The following is an 18,618-nucleotide window of genomic DNA, read 5'->3' as shown; positions in this document are numbered from 1 at the left end:
AAAACACCTTATCAGCTATAGCTGATAAGAGAAATAGAATTCCTAGAAAATCTTTAAATTATCAAACCCCTTATCATGTTTTTCTGAGTCAGGTGAAACTGTCCAACTTAATTTGACAATTTAAGTTTTTAAGTGTGGGAAGAAAAAGTTTTAAGTGGGAGTGACACAGTTTTTAACTAACTCAATCTGCTCCATAATTAAGATGATGTCAATCACGCCAATAGGGGTGATTTTTATCTGTCCTTCTATGGACTAATTTTGGCTATAGGTGGATAGGCGAATTTTTCCAGTCCAATCTGGGTAATAGGGAGAGTGGGACTCAAACAGTAAATCGTGGTAAAATCACGATTTTTATTTTCCTCGCTCTCTTATTTTAAGGCTCAGGCCTCTGCCGCTTTCCTGTTTTTAGGTGGCAGGCTTTGGCAGTCTATCCCTAAACTGTTGGAGCTATCACTTGCGTGGTCGTTAAACAGTCCAGTGGACTGTTTAAGAGGTCGCCTAAAGATAGGGAAGAGAACCCGCCAATCAGCAGTGGTTCATTGGTGCTAAAACACCTAAGGAACTGTGCAGGGGTAAGACTTCTTGGCATAGCCAACAAGTCTTACTCCCAACCACTGCGTCAATCTGTAATGTAAATCTAGAATAATGCTAACGAGTCTGGTTTTGTCTCAGGCTCGTTACGCTTTCAATTAATAAATCTCAGTTTTTATTGTCAAGTAGGGTAACTTTTGTTCCCTTTTTCTTAAACTCCGTCTGTGAAAATGCTATAATAATCCCATGTCTAACAAACCAACGTCTGCTTATGTGCACATTCCTTTTTGCACACAAATTTGCTATTACTGCGACTTTTCTAAGGTCTTTATCAAGAACCAGCCAGTGGATGATTACCTGACTAGCTTGATCGAAGAGTATAAGAGCTATGACATCCATAACCTTCGTACCTTATATATCGGCGGCGGGACGCCAACAGCGATCACGGCTGACCAGCTGGCTTATCTCCTGACCAATCTTCAGCAAGAGCTCGATTTGGATAGGTTGGAGGAGTTTACTATCGAGGCCAATCCAGGGGATTTAACACCAGACAAGATAGACGTCCTTAAAGAATCAGCGGTCAATCGGGTTTCCCTCGGTGTACAGACCTTTGATGATAAGGAGCTCAAGCGTATCGGCCGCAGTCACAATGAAGCCCAGATTTATACGACTATTCGTGACCTTAAGGCAGCGGGTTTTGACAATATCTCGATCGATCTGATCTATGCCCTGCCAGGTCAGACCATGGAGCAGGTCAAGACAAACGTGAAGAAGGCCTTGTCATTGGATATTCCCCATATGAGTCTTTATAGTCTGATTTTGGAAAACCATACGGTCTTTATGAACCAGATGCGTCGAGGCCGTCTCAATCTGCCGACCGAAGATTTAGAGACGGATATGTTCCACTACATTATCAATGAATTGGAGAAGAATGGCTTTGAACATTATGAGATTTCTAACTTTTCCAAACCTGGCTATGAGAGTCGTCACAATCTCGTCTACTGGGATAATGTGGAATACTATGGTGTTGGCGCGGGTGCATCGGGCTATTTAAATGGTGTTCGCTACCGCAATCGCGGTCCTATCCAGCACTATCTCAAAGCTATTGCAGCAGAAGGTCATTCACGCTTGCATGAGGAAACTCTAAGCAAGGCTGAGATGATGGAAGAAGAGTTCTTTCTGGGATTGCGTAAGAAATCTGGTCTATCTATCTCTCATTTTGAAGAGAAGTTCCAAGAAAATTTTCAGGAGCGCTACGGCCAGACCGTAGATGGCTTGATTAGAGACGGTCTCTTGCAGGTGACGGGAGATCGCTTGCGCATGACCAAACGAGGCCTCTTTTTAGGGGATACCGTTGCAGAAGCCTTTATACTAGATAATGAATGAGTGAATCTTATGGGAAAAAAATTCAAGGTAAATTATCAAATTCCGTTTTATGAAAGTGATATTAACCATCAGGTTAAGCTGCCCCATTTGCTGTCTTATGCCCTGCAGGTGTCTGGCTTGCAATCCGAAAGCTTGGGCAATACAGATGACTGGCTGCTGGAGCGGTTTAATCTAGTTTGGGTCATTACGGACTACCAGTTAGATATTGAGCGTTTGCCCCGCTACGCTGAGACCATTACTGTGGAGACAGAGGCCGTCGCTTATAATAAGCTCTTTTGCTATCGTAATTTTTACATCTATGGTGAGGATGGACATAAAATTATAGAGATCGCATCAACCTTTGTTCTCATGGACTATGACAGCCGTAAGGTCGTATCCGTCAAAGAAGAGATTGTTGCTCCTTATGAGTCAGAAAAAATCAAAAAGATGATACGCGGTCCTAAATATCAGAGCCTGAAAGATGCCACAGAAACCCTTTTTCATGTGCGCTATTTGGACCTCGACATGAATGGTCATGTCAATAACAGCAAGTATCTGGAGTGGATGTACGAAGCGCTTGATGTAGACTTTCTTAAGAAACATGTTCCTAAAACAGTTGATCTTAAATATGTCAAGGAAATTCACTATGGTAGTGATATTTTGTCGGCTGTTCAGCAGGACGGTCTGACCACTAGACACGAAATCCGCACCAACGACGGTCTGCATGCCCAAGCTGTGATTGAGTGGCGAAAGAAAGACTAAAGAGAGAAAGGTGAAATAATGACCTACAAAGGCTATTTGATTGATTTAGATGGGACAGTTTATCGCGGTAAGGATCGTATTCCGGCAGGGGAGCGCTTTATCCACCGTTTGCAGGAAAAAAATATCCCCTATATGCTGGTGACTAACAACACTATGCGCACTCCTGAGATGGTGCAGGACATGCTGGCTGACCAGTTTCATGTGGAGACCCCGCTGGAGACCATTTATACAGCGACGCTGGCAACTGTTGATTACATGAATGATATGGCGCGAGGCAAGACAGCCTACGTTATCGGTGAGGTCGGACTCAAGTCAGCCCTTGCAGAGGCTGGTTATACCGAGGACAAGGTTAATCCAGCCTATGTCGTGGTTGGCTTGGATCGTGATCTAACCTATGAAATGCTGGTGACAGCAACTTTAGCGATTCAAAAAGGGGCGCTCTTCATCGGGACCAACCCCGATCTCAATATTCCAACAGAGCGCGGCCAATTGCCGGGAGCGGGCTCTATTCAGGCGCTGTTGGAGGCGGCAACACGTATTAAACCAGTTATTATTGGCAAGCCAGAAGCTATCATTATCAACAAGGCCTTGGAGCGTCTGGGTGTCGCTCGAAACCAAGCGGTCATGGTGGGGGATAACTATATGACGGATATTATGGCTGGAATTAAGAATGATGTTGCGACCCTTTTAGTAACGACAGGTTTTACAAAGCCTGAGGAAGTTCCCACACTGCCGATCCAGCCCAGTCATATTTTAGCCAGTTTAGATGAGTGGGATTTTGATGAAAGATAAGTTATACGCAGGTTTATCTGCTATCTGGCTCATGAGTGCTGCTGTACTTGCGACTATCTACCTGGCATGGGCTGTTTACCCCTTGGAAAATCACTGGTTAAGGCTGGCGCCAACAGTTGATTTGTCCACCCAAGCCCTGTTAAAAAATTTCAATCAGCTTATGGCTTATCTGACCCTGCCTTGGATCGGTCAGCTCAAAATGGCAGACTTTCCTTCTTCTGAGGATGGTTTAGCTCATTTTCGCGACGTTAAACACCTCTTTCATCTTGCTCAAGCAGTCTTTATTCTAGGGTTCTGGCCTGCCTTGCATTTTTTGCGACGACACTGGCAGTCTCAATCTTTCTGGCTGTTTGGCCGTCTTTGGTTGGCTCTGATTGCCCTGCTTCCTATTATCGGGATTTTGGGTTATTTGATAGGCTTTGAAGCTTTTTTCACCCTTTTTCACCAGCTGCTTTTTCCGGGGGCTAACAACTGGCTCTTCAACCCTTATACGGATCCCGTTATTTGGGTGCTGCCAGAGGAGTACTTTCTGCATTGCTTTATCATCTTTTTTGTGATTTATGAAGCTCTGATGATAATCCTTTGGTTATTAGCGAGGACAAGTTATCAACACTATATTTCAAAGGAAAAAGTGTCCAAGTAAAGCGGTTTAATTAAATAAAGCCATGTGGGATAAGGTTATATTGGCTGCTGCTTTTATGACAGTTTATTTTTAAGTAGAAATAGGATATTGAAGTGTGGCATTGGTACTGAATGAAGAATTATTCCAAACCTTACTTAATTACTGGCTCAAGACGAGCTGGCAAAATTCCCATATGGCAATGCTCCGATAGATGTTACTCAGAATGTCTGGGAAAAGTATGAGCGATGATGTAAATATCGTGGAATTTTCTGAAATTGCTTGTTATAATATAAATAGAATTTGAAACAGGAGATTGGTATGGAAGAAACTTTTTTTATTTTAAAACCGGATGCGGTCAAGCGAGGCTTGGTAGGTGAGGTTTTGCATCGTATTGAACGCCGTGGCTTTCAGTTGACACGCTTGGAGCAGTGTCAGATTGAGCGTACCACTTTAGAAAAACATTATTCAGACTTGGTAGATAAGCCTTTCTTTCCTTCGATTGCTGATTTTATGATGAGTGGCCCTGTTATTATTGGAACACTTGCAGGTGTTGGAGCTGTGCAGGCTTGGCGCGATATGCTGGGGGCGACAGATCCAGCCAAGGCACAGGCAGGTACCATCCGTGGTGACTTTGCTTTAGGGGCAGAGCCGGGGCAATCGATAAAAAATATCGCTCATGGATCGGATTCTCTGGAGTCCGCTCGACGTGAGATTAGTATTTGGTTTGGGGAATAAGTCATTTTCATAGGAAATCTGGAGCAATCAGCTTTAGGTTTTTTTATTTAAGTGCTAGTCTATTGGCAAAAAGTTACGGATACTCTTTGAAATCTCACGATATACATCTGTATTTGTGCTGCTAGGTCTGTTAACCTTATTAGGTTGTTACCTTGCCAGTGTTAGCCGAAGAAGTCAACTATACTTTGACAGATGAACTAACAAGGCCTTTAGCCAAGTTCCTATAGGATTTAGTGTAGAAAATTCAGCATTAACGGATCCTTCCAAGAATTTGCTTAGTTCTGATGAGTTTTTTAAGTATGAGTCCCCAACAAATCTACTTTGGTTCTCAGCTGATTTTCTGCTATAATAGTACTACTAGAAAACTGATAACAAGGAATTGACATGGACATTCAAGAATTGAAAAAACGTCAAGAGAAAATTAGGAATTTCTCTATTATTGCCCATATTGACCATGGAAAATCTACTCTGGCTGACCGAATCCTAGAGCAGACCGAGACGGTCTCAGACCGTGAAATGCAAGCCCAGCTCTTAGATAGTATGGATTTGGAGCGTGAGCGCGGTATTACTATTAAACTCAATGCTGTCCAGCTCAACTATACTGCCAAGGATGGCGAGACTTACATCTTCCATCTGATCGATACACCGGGACACGTGGACTTCACCTATGAGGTGTCGCGTTCGTTAGCTGCCTGCGAAGGTGCAGTTCTGGTTGTTGATGCAGCTCAAGGGATCGAAGCCCAGACCCTTGCTAATGTCTATCTTGCCTTAGATAATGACCTAGAGATTCTGCCTGTTATTAATAAGATTGACTTACCTGCTGCCGATCCTGAGCGTGTGCGCCAAGAGATCGAAGATGTCATTGGCCTGGATGCCAGCGAAGCGGTTCTGGCTTCCGCCAAAGCAGGCATTGGTATCGAGGAAATTCTTGAGCAGATTGTAGAAAAGGTTCCAGCTCCGACAGGTGATCTTGAAGCTCCATTACAGGCGCTTATCTTTGACTCTGTTTACGATGCCTACCGTGGGGTTATTCTTCAAATCCGGATTGTCAATGGTATGGTTAAACCAGGTGATAAGATCCAGCTCATGAGTAATGGCAAGACCTTTGATGTCACTGAAGTGGGAATTTTTACGCCTAAGGCTGTCGGGCGCGATTACTTAGCGACAGGTGATGTTGGCTATATTGCTGCCTCGATTAAGACCGTAGCAGATACGCGCGTGGGAGATACGATTACCCTTGCGGATAATCCAGCTGCTGAACCCCTCCATGGTTATAAGCAGATGAACCCCATGGTCTTTGCTGGACTTTATCCGATCGAGTCAAATAAATATAATGACCTCCGCGAGGCTCTTGAGAAGCTCCAGCTCAACGATGCTAGTCTCCAGTTTGAACCAGAGACCTCTCAAGCCCTCGGTTTTGGTTTTCGCTGTGGTTTTTTAGGCCTCTTGCATATGGATGTGATTCAAGAGCGCTTGGAGCGTGAGTTTAATATCGATCTCATCATGACGGCCCCGTCTGTTGTCTATCATGTGAATACGACGGATGGTGAGCTGATTGAGGTATCAAATCCCTCAGAGTTTCCAGAACCTACCCGGGTCGACACCATCGAAGAACCCTTTGTCAAGGCTCAAATCATGGTTCCTCAAGATTATGTTGGCGCAGTAATGGAGCTGTGTCAGCGCAAGCGTGGGGATTTTGTGACCATGGAATATATTGATGATAACCGTGTCAATGTTATCTATCAAATTCCGTTAGCTGAGATTGTTTTTGATTTCTTTGATAAACTTAAATCATCAACCCGCGGTTATGCCAGCTTTGACTATGAAATATCTGAGTATCGCCAGTCCAAGTTGGTTAAAATGGACATTCTCCTTAATAGTGAGAAGGTTGATGCCCTCAGTTTTATTGTCCACAGTGACTTTGCCTATGAGCGTGGTAAGCTGATTGTTGAGAAGCTCAAAAAGATTATTCCGCGTCAGCAGTTTGAGGTGCCTATTCAGGCTGCTATTGGTCAAAAAATTGTAGCCCGCTCGGATATCAAGGCGCTTCGTAAAAACGTTCTGGCCAAGTGTTACGGTGGTGATGTTTCTCGGAAACGTAAACTCTTAGAAAAACAAAAGGCTGGTAAGAAACGTATGAAAGCCATTGGGTCAGTAGAAGTGCCGCAAGAAGCCTTCCTCAGCGTCCTCAGTATGGATGAAGAAGAGAAAAAATAGATGCAGAAATCTTGCATCAGTTCTTATTGTGTTTATCTGCTATAAAAAGAAAGTAAGATGGTGTTAACTTTACAAGAAAGTTTCCCCTCTTGCTTTTTATTTTTCGAATAAATAATTGTGAAGTTAGTTGATTGTTTCTATCTATAACTTGAAAACCATCTCATCAGATTAGGTTGGGGATCATGAGATTTTTAAAGAGTATCAATAGAGGAAATTCAGCCAGGCAGGGACTCCTTTAGCTAATGAAATCTGGACTATGAGTGTTATAGGAGAGGAAAGCAGCTGTTTCCTTGAAGAGTGGGTCTCCTTTTTCAGTAATCTTTAGGAGGTCTTGGACTAACTCCCAAAAGCCTTGAAAGTTCTATCTATTGTGGATATTGGTCGATTATGGTAAACTAACTTCATTAATCAAATTAAAAAGGAATTAGGAAGAATGCGAAAACGAATGTATAAAGCCAAAAAGCATTGGGTGATTGCCAGTGCTGCGGCCTTAACAGTATTAGGAACAAGCACAGTAGTCGCTGCAGAGGAAAGTCAGGCAGCGACTGCTGGTGAGCCAGCAGAGGTAGCTGTTGAGCAGGCAGCCTTGCCAGCTGACACTAGCTCGCAAGGGCAGGAGTCAGAGCAGGCACCTAATGACACTCATCAAAATGAGGAAACTGTACAGGAAACAGAGCCAGTAAGTGCTGGTGTTTATTCACAGATTTCTTCAAAAGCAGTGACAAGCAGTGAGTCTACGTCGGATACAGCCCTTGATTCGGAGAATTACCAGTCGACTGAGGTTGAATCTGAGCTTCAAAGTAATCAGGAACAAGCACTATCTGCTGTAAGAAGCGCTCCGATCCCTGATTCGAATACCGCTCTTCATCGGGCTAGTGTTGCGGCAACAGTAGCCAGAACTTCTAATACTGCTCAGCCTCAAGCCCCTACCGAAACGACTAGCGTTTCGGTTTCAGGCCGGACAATGACCATTCGTTATAACAAAACCAAGGTGGCTGATGAATCTGTTAACTTTGCGGTTTGGTCAGATGAGCGTGATCAGGATGATCTGGTTTGGTACCGCGCGGATGCTCAGGGAGCGGCCTATATTGATTTAACTAAGCACAAGTCTTATGGTACTTACCACATTCATACCTACTCTAATATTAAGGGACGCGACATCGGACGTGATGGAAGAACTGCTGATGTTTCTCCTTCTAAGGTAACGACCAAGATTGAAGAGACATCAAAGGGGAATTACACAGTAACGATTGGTAATGTCAGCAGTGATATTACAGCTATCCGAGTACCGGTCTGGTCTCAGAAAAATGATCAGGATGATATTATTTGGTATCAAGCTACCCAGAAAGATCCTACTACCTACACGGTGTCTTTTAGAACAGCAGATCATCATAATGATTTGGGTCACTATAACATTCATGTTTATGGCCAAAGTGCCATTACAGGCAGTTTGGTTGGTCTATCTGCGACTTCAGGCGTGGATTATAAGGTGACTGCTGAGGCACCTAAGGCCGAAGCGCGCCATAACATAAAAGCTAGTCTGGGCTCAGCAGGTATTGAACTGGGAATTTCTTCTAATACATTGACTGATCTGGGCAGTGTTCGCTATGCTGTTTGGTCCGAACAAGGCGGTCAGGATGATTTAAAATGGTACAGTGCCGATCGTGATGGGAAGGTAGCTGCCCCTTACAGTAATCACAGTGGTTACGGAACTTATAATATCCACACTTATGCCCTTCAAAATGGCCAAATGGTCGGCCTTAATGCTCAAACTATCACTATTGCTCAGCCTAGTGCTAATGCTAAAGCTAATAAGGTAAACGACACAAGCTATGCTATTCAAATCACGGATGTTCCTCGGTATATCACTGCTGTGAAAGTCCCTGTCTGGACTAATAAAAACGATCAAGATGATCTTATCTGGTATGATGCCGCTAAAAATGCCGATGGTAGCTATACGGCTACTGTTCAGTTGAAAAATCACAATTATGAAACAGGAAGCTACACTGCTCATATCTATGGTGTTAGTGCTCTGGCAGATAGCAGTATGACAGGACTTGGCTCAACAACCTTTAATGTGGATAAAACAATTGTACCGACTAACGCAGACCTAGCTGTTAAAAACCATGATGAAGCAGGTGGTACTTTACAGGTAGTGTTAAATGATACAGCAACTTCTAAGCAGGCTAGCAAGCTTGCCGTTGCAGTTTGGTCTCAGGATAACCAAGCCAACCTTCATTGGTATGAAGCAGGGGTGGCTAACGGTTCAGCGACTGTTTATGTTGATGAGAAGCTTCATGGGTATATCAAGGGCAATTATACGGTCCATGCTTATGTGACTTATCGTGATGGCAGTCAAAGCGGTCATGATTTAGGAAAATACAGCCTCCAAAAGGAGCAGTCAGTTGGTTACTTTGTTGATGTCAGCAGCCACAACGGTGATATTTCTGTAGCTGATTATCAATCTCTGAAAAACCAAGGCATTACGGGTGTAGTTGTTAAATTGACAGAAGGTACCAGCTACATTAACCCTTATGCTGCTCGCCAAATTGCTAATGCCCGCGCAGCTGGAATGAAAGTATCTGTTTACCACTTTGCCCGCTACACTAATGCTGATGAAGCCAGGGCAGAGGCAGCTTATTTTGTTAATGTGGCCAAATCTTATGGATTATCATCAAATACGGTCATGGTTAACGATATGGAAAGCAGTGAAATGCTTAATAATATCAATGCTAATACGGCTGCTTGGACGGCAGCTATGCAGGGAATGGGCTACAATAACTTAGTTTACTACACCATGGCTAGCTGGCTGGATACGCGCGGCGGCAGTCTCAATACCTCGCAGCTGGGGATGCAAAATATGTGGATTGCCCACTATGTCAATGGCTATACCTACCTGCCTCAAAACACAGCCCAAGAATACAGTCTCTACTCTGATGCAGCAGCATGGCAGTATACCAGTGTTTCGCGCAAGCTGGCAGGAAATCTTGATGAAAATATCGATTATATCCGCCGTTTCAGCTAAGAGTTAAGTCACAGACATTTTTGACTATAAGTTTAAAGAAGGCAACTGCCTTCTTTTTTGCTAGGGGACAAAGATAGTGCTTGTGCGCAGTATTATAGGTTTTTATCTGTGTCTAAGGCCAGCTTATATATTTAGTTTAAGGCGTTTTATGAATCCAATGGGTAGTAACAGCTTTTTTTGCTCTGTGACTTGTGGTCTTTTACTCTGCAAAAGTTAACTCATTTTTTATATTGGTTGAGAAAACTTGTCAGAGTAGGGGAGTCTTGTTCAAGGTGGAACATAGCAGTTTTTGAAGGCGGTGGGAGAATGATTTGCCGAATTTCTAAATTGCGATAGGCAATCTTTTGTTTTTATGGTAAAATAAATTGGTATGGAGGGGCCACTATGATAAAGATATTTGGAAAAGTTAGATACCATTGGCAGCCGGAATTGTCTTGGTCTATTATTTACTGGTCTATTACCTTTATTCCGATTTTTATTGCCATGTCTTTATTTTACGAAAGGGCTTCTGTCCCACGGACAGGACTGACTTTTGTTGCTCTCTTCATGATTTTTGTCGGATTAGGGTTTCACCGCTATTTTGTGATTAGTGAAGATAATAAGCTTTGGATTATTTCTCTTAACTTTTTGAAACCACTCAAGGTTGATATTGCTAGTATCAAGCGGGTTGAGGTGACACGAACAACCCTGTGTCTCATTTTTACTAATGGCAAGTCTCGACTATTTTATATGCGCAAGTGGCCTAAAAAATATTTCCTAGATGATCTGGCGCTTAATCCAGCTTTCAAGGGAGAAGTAGAGCTGCTTGATCATTCAGACAGTCTGGATTATTTTAAACTTTACCAAAATGACAAAAAAGAAAAGCCCTCGCTTAGGAATCAATCCTGAGGGCCTTAGTAGGGCAGGATTTCACTGCTAAAAGGTTAGCCTGATTGTCCGGCAGAACTTGTTCAAGCTGATCGCTGTCAGTGAATTTGACGATACCGTCATCATGATAGTCGAAGGCCTCGGAGTAAGTTTGGCAGAGACCACAGGCAATACATTTTTCTGGAATAATTGAAACTTTCATAGTATTATTTTAGTACGGATTTATTTTTTTTACAAGGGAGGACGAGATGTCAAGGAAACCATGGGAAACGCCAATTAAGGAAACTGAGGAAGTCGAAGACGTAGAAGAAACTGAAGAAATTGCAGAGACTGAGGAAATTGAAGACGCAGAAGTAAGGGATGTTGAACTTGAAGAAGAGGAAGATGATGATATCGTTATTGGGAAACACCGCTCAGGTGGCAGCCGCGGAAGTAACCGCAGCGCTTCCTTTGTCAGTACTCCCGTCCTGACAGCTCTACTTAGTGCTTTCTTTGTTATTGTTGTAACGATTCTCTTCTTTGTCTTTTACACGTCAAATGGAGGTAGTAATGAAACAAAGGCTACTTCAAGTTTCTATGGCGCTTCTAAATCAGAGTCTAAGCAAAAATCTGAGAAGGAGCAATCCTCAAGCAGCCAAGCACCATCGGAGGAAAGTAGTAGCGAGTCCTCATCAACAGAAGAGTCTTCTTCATCTGGTAATGGTGAAACAATTACTGTTGAACAGGGAGAGGGAGAGGCAGCTATCGCAGCGCGTGCTGGTATCTCAGTTGAACAACTTAGAGAATTGAATCCTGAGCATATGACTCAAGGCTACTGGTATGCGAATCCCGGCGATGAGGTTTATGTAAACTAAGATGAAACAAATTAGAATTGCTATTGATGGCCCTGCTTCCAGCGGAAAAAGTACTGTAGCCAAGATTGTTGCTAATCATCTTGGCTATACTTATTTAGATACAGGAGCGATGTACCGTTGTGCCACTTATTTGGCACTTAAATATCATATTAGTCTGTCGCAGGTCGATGACTTATTAAAATTGATTGACCAATATCCTATTGCTTTTGGCAAAGCGGCTGATGGCAGTCAGACTGTCAGCCTAGGTGGCGAGGACGTTACCTTGGCTATCCGTCAGAATGATGTGACCAACCATGTCTCAGCTGTCTCGGCACTGGCACAGGTTCGTGAAAAATTAGTTGATGAGCAGCGTCGAATTGCCGCAGACGGAGCCATTATTATGGATGGGCGAGATATCGGAACAGTTGTCCTTCCAGATGCTGAATTAAAGATCTTCTTGGTTGCATCTGTTGAGGAACGAGCTGAGCGTCGCTTCAAAGAGAATCAGGCTAAGGGGATTGCGGCTAATTTTGAACAGCTCAAGCAAGAGATTGCTGAGCGTGACTATAAGGATAGTCACCGTGAAGTCTCTCCTTTAAAACCAGCAGATGATGCCATTACTTTTGATACGACTGGGGTATCGATTGATGGTGTGGTTGATTTTATTTCAGAAAAAGCAAAGAAAATTATTGACATGCCCTAGTAGGAATGTTATACTACTGGTAATGAGAAAAGCAGAAGTGAGAGCTTCTCGCCTTGCGACTAACGTTGTCTGGCTCTACATGTCAAGTTTCAGAAGATGAAATACTATGTAGTGCGGGCTTGGTTTGTCAAGTCCGCTTTCGTTTTTCTCAAAGAATGAAGAGGTGAAAGTCATCGCAAAGAAAGATCTATTCATAAATGATGAAATTCGCGTTCGTGAAGTTCGCCTTGTAGGGCTTGACGGAGAGCAGCTGGGCATTAAACCCTTGTCTGAAGCACAGGCAGCGGCGGATGATGCTAATGTTGATCTCGTTTTGATTCAGCCGCAGGCAACTCCACCAGTTGCTAAGATTATGGACTATGGAAAGTTCAAGTTTGAGTATCAAAAGAAACAAAAGGAGCAGCGCAAGAAACAAAGTACTGTGACGGTTAAGGAGATTCGTCTCAGTCCTGTTATTGATAAGGGTGACTTTGACACTAAGCTTCGCAATGGCCGTAAGTTCTTGGAAAAGGGCAACAAGGTTAAGGTTTCTATCCGTTTTCGTGGGCGGATGATTACTCACAAGGATATTGGAGCCCAAGTCTTGGCAGATTTTGCTGAAGCGACGCAAGATATCGCTATTATTGAGCAACGCGCTAAGATGGACGGCCGCCAAATGTTCATGCAATTGGCGCCAATCCCTGATAAGAAGAAGTAGGGGTTTACAATTAATTAAACTTAAAGAGGAGACATTAAAATGCCAAAACAAAAAACACACCGTGCATCAGCTAAACGTTTTAAACGTACAGGTTCAGGTGGCTTGAAACGCTTCCGTGCTTACACTTCTCACCGTTTCCACGGTAAGACTAAGAAACAACGTCGTCATCTTCGCAAGGCAGCTATGGTGCATTCAGGAGATTTCAAACGTATCAAATCAATGCTTACTCGTATGAAATAAGCTGCATGGTTGTTAAAAATTTATTAGAATTATCTGGAGGAAATACATAAATGGCTCGTGTTAAAGGTGGCGTTGTTTCACGTAAACGCCGTAAACGTGTACTTAAATTAGCTAAAGGTTACTATGGTGCTAAGCATATCTTGTTCCGTACGGCAAAAGAACAAGTAATGAATTCTTACTACTATGCTTACCGTGACCGCCGTCAAAGAAAACGTGATTTCCGTAAATTGTGGATTACACGTATCAATGCGGCAGCTCGTATGAACGGTTTATCCTATTCACAATTGATGCATGGTTTGAAATTGGCAGAAGTTGAAGTTAACCGCAAAATGTTGGCAGACTTAGCTGTTAACGATGCAGCAGCTTTCACAGCACTCGCTGATGCAGCTAAAGCAAAACTTGGTAAATAATTTTATTTGAGCGGCTCTTGGATTAGTTTTTAATCTAAGAGTTTTTTTATTTAGTGTCGATTGTGGAAAATGCCTTCCTGTTTTTTTTTTGCGTTTTAGCTTTAAGAATCAGGCTGTTTTTTACCATGGATTTCTGATTGTCTCTTGAAGCTCTTGCTTAATTAACCTATAATGGTAATATTGGAATGGAGGACAAGGTGAATAAGCAATCGTATCGCTACTGGGCAGCCCTGCTATTTCTAGTGAGCCTGTTAGGAATCATGCTGTACCAGCATGGTGCTATTAAGAAGGATTTAGGCCGAGCAGCTAGGTCTGAGAAAATTTTTAGTAAAAAACAAGGATCTGTTGTTGCCGCTAAGCAGCAGGATACTTGGCTTTACTATCCTTGTAATGATAAAGGAAAAGCCTATGCTGGATTAAAAGAAACTATGAACAAGGCAGCTAAAACGGCTAAGGATGGCGATTATCAATTTATCGGTATGGCTTGTTCGGATTCTGCTTTGAGAGGTGTTCAGCGGGCCAAACTCTATGAACACCCTTACTATAAGCGGGGAGCGTCGTTGCGCAAAGGAAAAAGCAAGACGCTTAAGACCTTTTTACTCAAATCGGATCATACCGTTTTGAAACTGACAGATCTGCTGTCACGAACGACCGATTTAAGGGCAGCCTTATTGCCTAAAATTGAAGCAGCGCTTAAGGTCCAAGGGATCAGTAAGAAGCAGAAAGATAAGGTCTTGACGGTCTTTAAAAAGGAGAAGTTATCACAGATCGCTTTTAGCTATAGTCAGTCGCAATTGGTCTTATCTATCGGCGGCCAAAAAGTTATGATTGCTGTTACTAGTCTCTATGATATTCTCAATCCTAACTATTTGAAGGATAGTGACTTGCAGGCCTACCAATCCTATAAGCATGGGGCTGGTTTACAGGAGAAGATGTCAGGACATGTGGTTGCTTTGACCTTCGATGATGGTCCTAATCCTGTTACGACGCCAAAGGTTCTTAAAATTTTGAAGAAGTACAAGGCAAAGGCCACCTTCTTTGTCGTTGGGCAAAGTATTGCTGGTAATGAAAGTATCCTTAAAGAAGAATTAAAGGCTGGTCATAACATTGGTAACCACTCTTGGAATCATCCTCAATTGAACAAACTGCCGACTAATCAAGCTTCTGCGCAGATTACCCAAACAAGCCAGGCGATCGAAAAAGCAACAGGTCAGGCACCTAAGCTTTTGCGTCCGCCCTACGGTGCTACCAACGATAAGGTGCGGAGTTTAACAAATCTCTATCAGGTACTTTGGGATGTTGATACGTTGGATTGGAAGAATCGCAACACGCGGGCTATTTTAAGTCAGGTAAAGTCACAGGTGAAGGACGGCAGCGTTATTCTGATGCACGATATTCACCCAACGACAGTTAATGCTCTGCCGGCAGTTTTGGAATACCTAAGATCACAAGGATATAAGTTTGTGACTGTCAGTGAATTGTATGGTTATGCCTGATAAAGGCTGAGATATGTTGGCTAACGGGCTCCCAATCGTTAGATTATTAGTCTAACTCTTGGAGAATATGCCACAGTCTCAGTTTTTTTATGCCCTTTGAAAATCTTATGATAGGCCGTTGACTTATAATATCCAGCTCCCCCTTGCCTGCTTTCTACCTTAAAAGGTTTCTCAGATCTAAGAGCCGTAAGGTTATCATATCAGCTGTCACTGGCCTCAGCCATCATCCAATCGCTGTATCAAGAGTTGATGTAAAAACAATCGGATTTGGTGAACTTTTACGCAACTTCCGGCTGCAGCTGATTCTGAGGCGGATGTGTGAAATCACGATTATTTCCTGGTCTTGTTTAGTTTGATCGTGCTTTTCTTTGGATATTAATTTTTTCTTCATCAATATCAATAAAAGCAACTACTGATAATTGCTCTTCATAAAACTCCACAGCTATTTTTAGGGTCTAGATCGGGCGGTTGACTCTAATCCTAAGATTCCCATTCCCCCTTTCTTTTTGATGACAGGTTAGTCAAGTCCTCTTGAGAGTTAGAACAATCTAGCCGGAGTCATTGTGTCTGTCAGTGCTGCTTTATGATAGGGAAGACAGTAAAAGAAGGATAATAGCCATCTTTTTTGCATATTGGAGCAGATTGTATTGTTGAAGATTCAGGGCTGAGGAAAATTATGGTGATCATCTGAAATTTACCTCTTTTTTATGGTAAAATAAGGATATAAATTTGCTGTACTGGAGCCGCTTATGAAACTTGAAACCAATGTGCGACATTTACGAGGAACAATCCGTGTTCCCGGAGATAAATCAATCAGTCATCGTTCTATTATGTTTGGTAGTTTAGCCAAAGGGATAACGACTGTTCGTGATATTTTGCGCGGTGAAGATGTTCAATCAACCATGCAAGCCTTTCGAGAGATGGGAGTTGAGATTGAGGACGATGGTAACCTTGTTACAATCCATGGTGTTGGCTTCTACGGTCTCAAGGAGCCGACAAAGCGGCTTGATATGGGGAATTCAGGCACTTCCATTCGTTTGATTTCCGGTGTTTTGGCCGGTCAAGATTTTACGGCAGAATTGTACGGTGACGACAGTCTGTCCAAACGTCCTATGGATCGTGTTTCTATCCCCTTACGAGAAATGGGGGTCACAATTTCTGGACAAACTGAGCGGGACCTACCGCCCCTAAGGATCCATGGGAGTCACTCATTAAAACCGATCCGCTATCAATTACCTGTCGCTTCGGCTCAAGTCAAATCGGCCTTGATCTTTGCGGCCTTGCAGGCAGATGGCGAGTCTGTTATTATCGAAAAGGAGAAGACTCGTAACCATACTGAGGACATGATTGCTCAGTTTGGCGGTCAGCTTGAGATTAATGGCAAGGAAATTCATGTTTCTGGCGGTCAAGAGTTAACGGCTCAGACGGTTGTTGTGCCAGGCGATATCTCCAGTGCTGCCTTTTGGCTGGTGGCAGGTCTGATTACACCCCATTCAAAAATTGTATTGGAAAATGTCGGTATTAATGAAACCCGAACTGGGATTCTTGATGTTATTAAGGCAATGGGAGGAAAAATTGCTCTCAGTTGTGTTGATCACATCGCTAAATCGGCGACAATTACAGTTGAAAGTTCAGACTTATCCGGTACAGAAATCGCAGGTGATATTATTCCTCGTTTGATTGATGAATTACCTATTATTGCCCTCTTAGCAACACAGGCACAGGGACAAACCATTATTCGTGACGCAGAAGAGCTCAAGGTAAAGGAGACTGACCGTATTCAGGTTGTAGCGGATGTTCTTAATAGTATGGGGGCAGATGTTAGACCGACTGATGATGGTATGATTATCCAAGGGGGAAGTGACTTGCATGGTGCTAAGGTCAATACTTATGGAGATCATCGCATCGGTATGATGGCAGCTATTGCAGCTTTGTTAGTCAGGGATGGCAGTGTTGAGCTGGAGCGGCCAGAGGCAATCAATACCAGTTATCCTAGCTTTTTTGCTGATTTGAGAGGACTTATCAATGGCTAAAATTTTGATTGGATTTATGGGATCTGGTAAGTCGAGTGTTGCACGCTTATTGGACGCGCAGTTTTTGGATATGGATAGTTTGATCACTCAAAAAATTGGGATGTCCATTGCTGAGTTTTTTGCTCTAAAGGGAGAGGAAGCTTTTCGACAAATTGAGTCCCAAACCTTGGCCGAATTGGCCAAAACAGATCAGGTCGTTTCAACGGGTGGCGGTGTTGTTGTCAGTCAAGCCAACCGGCAGGTTTTAGCGGCTAATCCAGAGACTATCTACCTTAAAGCCGATTTTGAGATCCTTTACAATCGAATTGCCAAGGATAGCGAAAATATTCGTCCGCTCTTCGTTAATAATAGTAAGGCAGATTTCAAGGCTATCTTTGATGGACGCCAGAATTGGTATGAAGAAGCGGCAACTGTGACGATTAACGTTAGTGATAAAACACCAGAAGAAGTAGCGGAGATAATTAGATGTCTGTAGGATTTTTAGGCCCCAGCGGTTCTTTTACCCATAGTGCGGCGCTCAAGGCTTTTCCTCAAGCTGATTTAGTATCTTTTGCTAATATTACGGATGTAATCAAGGCTTATGAGAACAAGCAAGTTGATTTTGCTATTATTCCAGTGGAAAACTCGATAGAGGGATCTGTACATGAAACGCTGGACTATCTCTTCCATCAGGCAGAAATTAGGGCTGTGGCGGAATTAGTTCAACCGATCAAGCAGCAGTTAATGGCAGCTGCTAGTGATAGAAAAATTGAGAAGATTTTTTCGCACCCGCAAGCCATTGCCCAAGGCAAGCAATATATCCGTCAGCATTATCCTCAGGCCTTTATTGAAATGACAGCGAGTACCGCTTATGCCGCTCGTTTTATTGCTGAACATCCCGATCGTCCTTATGCCGCTATCGCTCCAAGTGTGGCTGCACAGGAGTATGGCCTTACTATCATTGCTCAGGATATTCAGGAAATTGATGAGAACTTCACTCGTTTTTGGGTATTGGGACATCAGCAACCTCAATTAAGGCTTGAGACGCAGACCAGTAAGGTATCTTTGGCGTTGACCCTGCCTGATAATCTACCGGGGGCTTTGTACAAAGCTCTGTCTGTTTTTGCTTGGCGGGGAATCGATTTGACTAAGATTGAAAGCCGCCCTTTGAAGACGGTTCTGGGGGAATACTTCTTCATTGTCGATTTGGACAAGGGAGCTGAGGATCTAGTCGCTTTTGCCTTGGAAGAATTGACTAGTTTGGGCATTAGCTATAAGGTCTTGGGAGACTATGCGGTTTATGTTATTTGA

The 18,618-nt window shown here is 43.1% G+C and carries 18 protein-coding genes, 1 pseudogene and 1 other annotated feature; of the genes and pseudogenes, 18 read left to right on the top strand and 1 reads right to left on the bottom strand.

What is annotated here, in order from left to right; all coding sequences use genetic code 11:
• From AC4HAO_RS04050 to AC4HAO_RS04010, 9 genes and pseudogenes are all read left to right on the top strand, one after another.
• Nucleotides 1–116: pseudogene (locus tag AC4HAO_RS04050) on the top strand (IS30 family transposase); the annotation flags it as partial.
• Between the two features lie 661 nt (nt 117–777).
• Complete coding sequence (gene hemW / locus AC4HAO_RS04045) at nt 778–1,917, top strand: radical SAM family heme chaperone HemW (protein ID WP_491134661.1); 1,140 nt, start codon at nt 778–780, stop codon at nt 1,915–1,917.
• A 9-nt stretch (nt 1,918–1,926) separates the two neighbouring features.
• Complete coding sequence (locus AC4HAO_RS04040; protein ID WP_491134660.1) at nt 1,927–2,658, top strand: acyl-ACP thioesterase domain-containing protein; 732 nt, start codon at nt 1,927–1,929, stop codon at nt 2,656–2,658.
• Between the two features lie 18 nt (nt 2,659–2,676).
• Nucleotides 2,677–3,450, top strand: a complete 774-nt coding sequence (locus AC4HAO_RS04035) for a TIGR01457 family HAD-type hydrolase (RefSeq protein ID WP_491092392.1) — start codon at nt 2,677–2,679, stop codon at nt 3,448–3,450.
• Nucleotides 3,440–4,093, top strand: coding sequence for a TIGR01906 family membrane protein (locus AC4HAO_RS04030; RefSeq protein ID WP_491134659.1), 654 nt, complete (start codon nt 3,440–3,442; stop codon nt 4,091–4,093). Before AC4HAO_RS04035 ends, AC4HAO_RS04030 begins: the two co-directional genes overlap by 11 nt.
• Nucleotides 4,094–4,390: 297 nt before the next feature.
• Nucleotides 4,391–4,807: a nucleoside-diphosphate kinase gene (gene ndk, locus AC4HAO_RS04025; protein ID WP_491092390.1), complete on the top strand. Its 417-nt coding sequence runs from the start codon at nt 4,391–4,393 to the stop codon at nt 4,805–4,807.
• 384 nt (nt 4,808–5,191) lie between these two features.
• Nucleotides 5,192–7,024: a translation elongation factor 4 gene (gene lepA, locus AC4HAO_RS04020; protein ID WP_491092389.1), complete on the top strand. Its 1,833-nt coding sequence runs from the start codon at nt 5,192–5,194 to the stop codon at nt 7,022–7,024.
• A gap of 433 nt (nt 7,025–7,457) precedes the next feature.
• Nucleotides 7,458–10,049: a GBS Bsp-like repeat-containing protein gene (locus AC4HAO_RS04015; RefSeq protein ID WP_491092388.1), complete on the top strand. Its 2,592-nt coding sequence runs from the start codon at nt 7,458–7,460 to the stop codon at nt 10,047–10,049.
• Nucleotides 10,050–10,433: 384 nt separating this feature from the next.
• Nucleotides 10,434–10,937 carry an EbsA family protein gene (locus AC4HAO_RS04010; RefSeq protein ID WP_491092387.1) on the top strand — a complete coding sequence of 168 codons (504 nt, stop codon included), beginning with the start codon at nt 10,434–10,436 and terminating at the stop codon, nt 10,935–10,937.
• On the opposite strand, the gene AC4HAO_RS04005 is transcribed toward AC4HAO_RS04010, so the two are convergent.
• On the bottom strand, nt 10,921–11,118 hold the full coding sequence (locus tag AC4HAO_RS04005; RefSeq protein ID WP_447452210.1) for a ferredoxin: 198 nt from the start codon (nt 11,116–11,118) through the stop codon (nt 10,921–10,923). The genes AC4HAO_RS04010 and AC4HAO_RS04005 overlap by 17 nt on opposite strands.
• Nucleotides 11,119–11,164: 46 nt before the next feature.
• Between AC4HAO_RS04005 and AC4HAO_RS04000 the strand changes: the two genes are divergently transcribed.
• The 9 genes from AC4HAO_RS04000 (at nt 11,165) to pheA (ending at nt 18,618) form a co-directional block, all read left to right on the top strand.
• Entirely contained in the window at nt 11,165–11,770 is a 606-nt protein-coding gene (locus AC4HAO_RS04000) for an SAG1386/EF1546 family surface-associated protein (protein ID WP_447452209.1), read from the top strand.
• Between the two features lies 1 nt (nt 11,771).
• Nucleotides 11,772–12,452, top strand: a complete 681-nt coding sequence (gene cmk, locus AC4HAO_RS03995; RefSeq protein WP_447452208.1) for a (d)CMP kinase — start codon at nt 11,772–11,774, stop codon at nt 12,450–12,452.
• Between the two features lie 23 nt (nt 12,453–12,475).
• Nucleotides 12,476–12,603 (top strand) — a sequence feature (ribosomal protein L20 leader region).
• A 12-nt stretch (nt 12,604–12,615) separates the two neighbouring features.
• Nucleotides 12,616–13,149: a translation initiation factor IF-3 gene (gene infC, locus AC4HAO_RS03990; protein WP_447452207.1), complete on the top strand. Its 534-nt coding sequence runs from the start codon at nt 12,616–12,618 to the stop codon at nt 13,147–13,149.
• A 39-nt stretch (nt 13,150–13,188) separates the two neighbouring features.
• Complete coding sequence (gene rpmI / locus AC4HAO_RS03985; RefSeq protein ID WP_447452206.1) at nt 13,189–13,389, top strand: 50S ribosomal protein L35; 201 nt, start codon at nt 13,189–13,191, stop codon at nt 13,387–13,389.
• 50 nt (nt 13,390–13,439) lie between these two features.
• Complete coding sequence (gene rplT / locus AC4HAO_RS03980) at nt 13,440–13,799, top strand: 50S ribosomal protein L20 (RefSeq protein ID WP_165209664.1); 360 nt, start codon at nt 13,440–13,442, stop codon at nt 13,797–13,799.
• A gap of 197 nt (nt 13,800–13,996) precedes the next feature.
• Nucleotides 13,997–15,295: a polysaccharide deacetylase family protein gene (locus tag AC4HAO_RS03975; RefSeq protein ID WP_491134658.1), complete on the top strand. Its 1,299-nt coding sequence runs from the start codon at nt 13,997–13,999 to the stop codon at nt 15,293–15,295.
• 749 nt (nt 15,296–16,044) lie between these two features.
• Nucleotides 16,045–17,328 (top strand): 3-phosphoshikimate 1-carboxyvinyltransferase, encoded by a 1,284-nt coding sequence (gene aroA, locus AC4HAO_RS03970; protein ID WP_491134657.1) that lies wholly within the window; start codon nt 16,045–16,047, stop codon nt 17,326–17,328.
• Nucleotides 17,321–17,803, top strand: a complete 483-nt coding sequence (locus AC4HAO_RS03965) for a shikimate kinase (RefSeq protein WP_491092382.1) — start codon at nt 17,321–17,323, stop codon at nt 17,801–17,803. Before aroA ends, AC4HAO_RS03965 begins: the two co-directional genes overlap by 8 nt.
• Nucleotides 17,794–18,618 (top strand): prephenate dehydratase, encoded by an 825-nt coding sequence (gene pheA / locus AC4HAO_RS03960; protein ID WP_491092381.1) that lies wholly within the window; start codon nt 17,794–17,796, stop codon nt 18,616–18,618. Before AC4HAO_RS03965 ends, pheA begins: the two co-directional genes overlap by 10 nt.

Source organism: Streptococcus sp. ELY_137, assembly GCF_058314515.1.
This window is presented reverse-complemented; position numbering and strand designations above follow the sequence as displayed.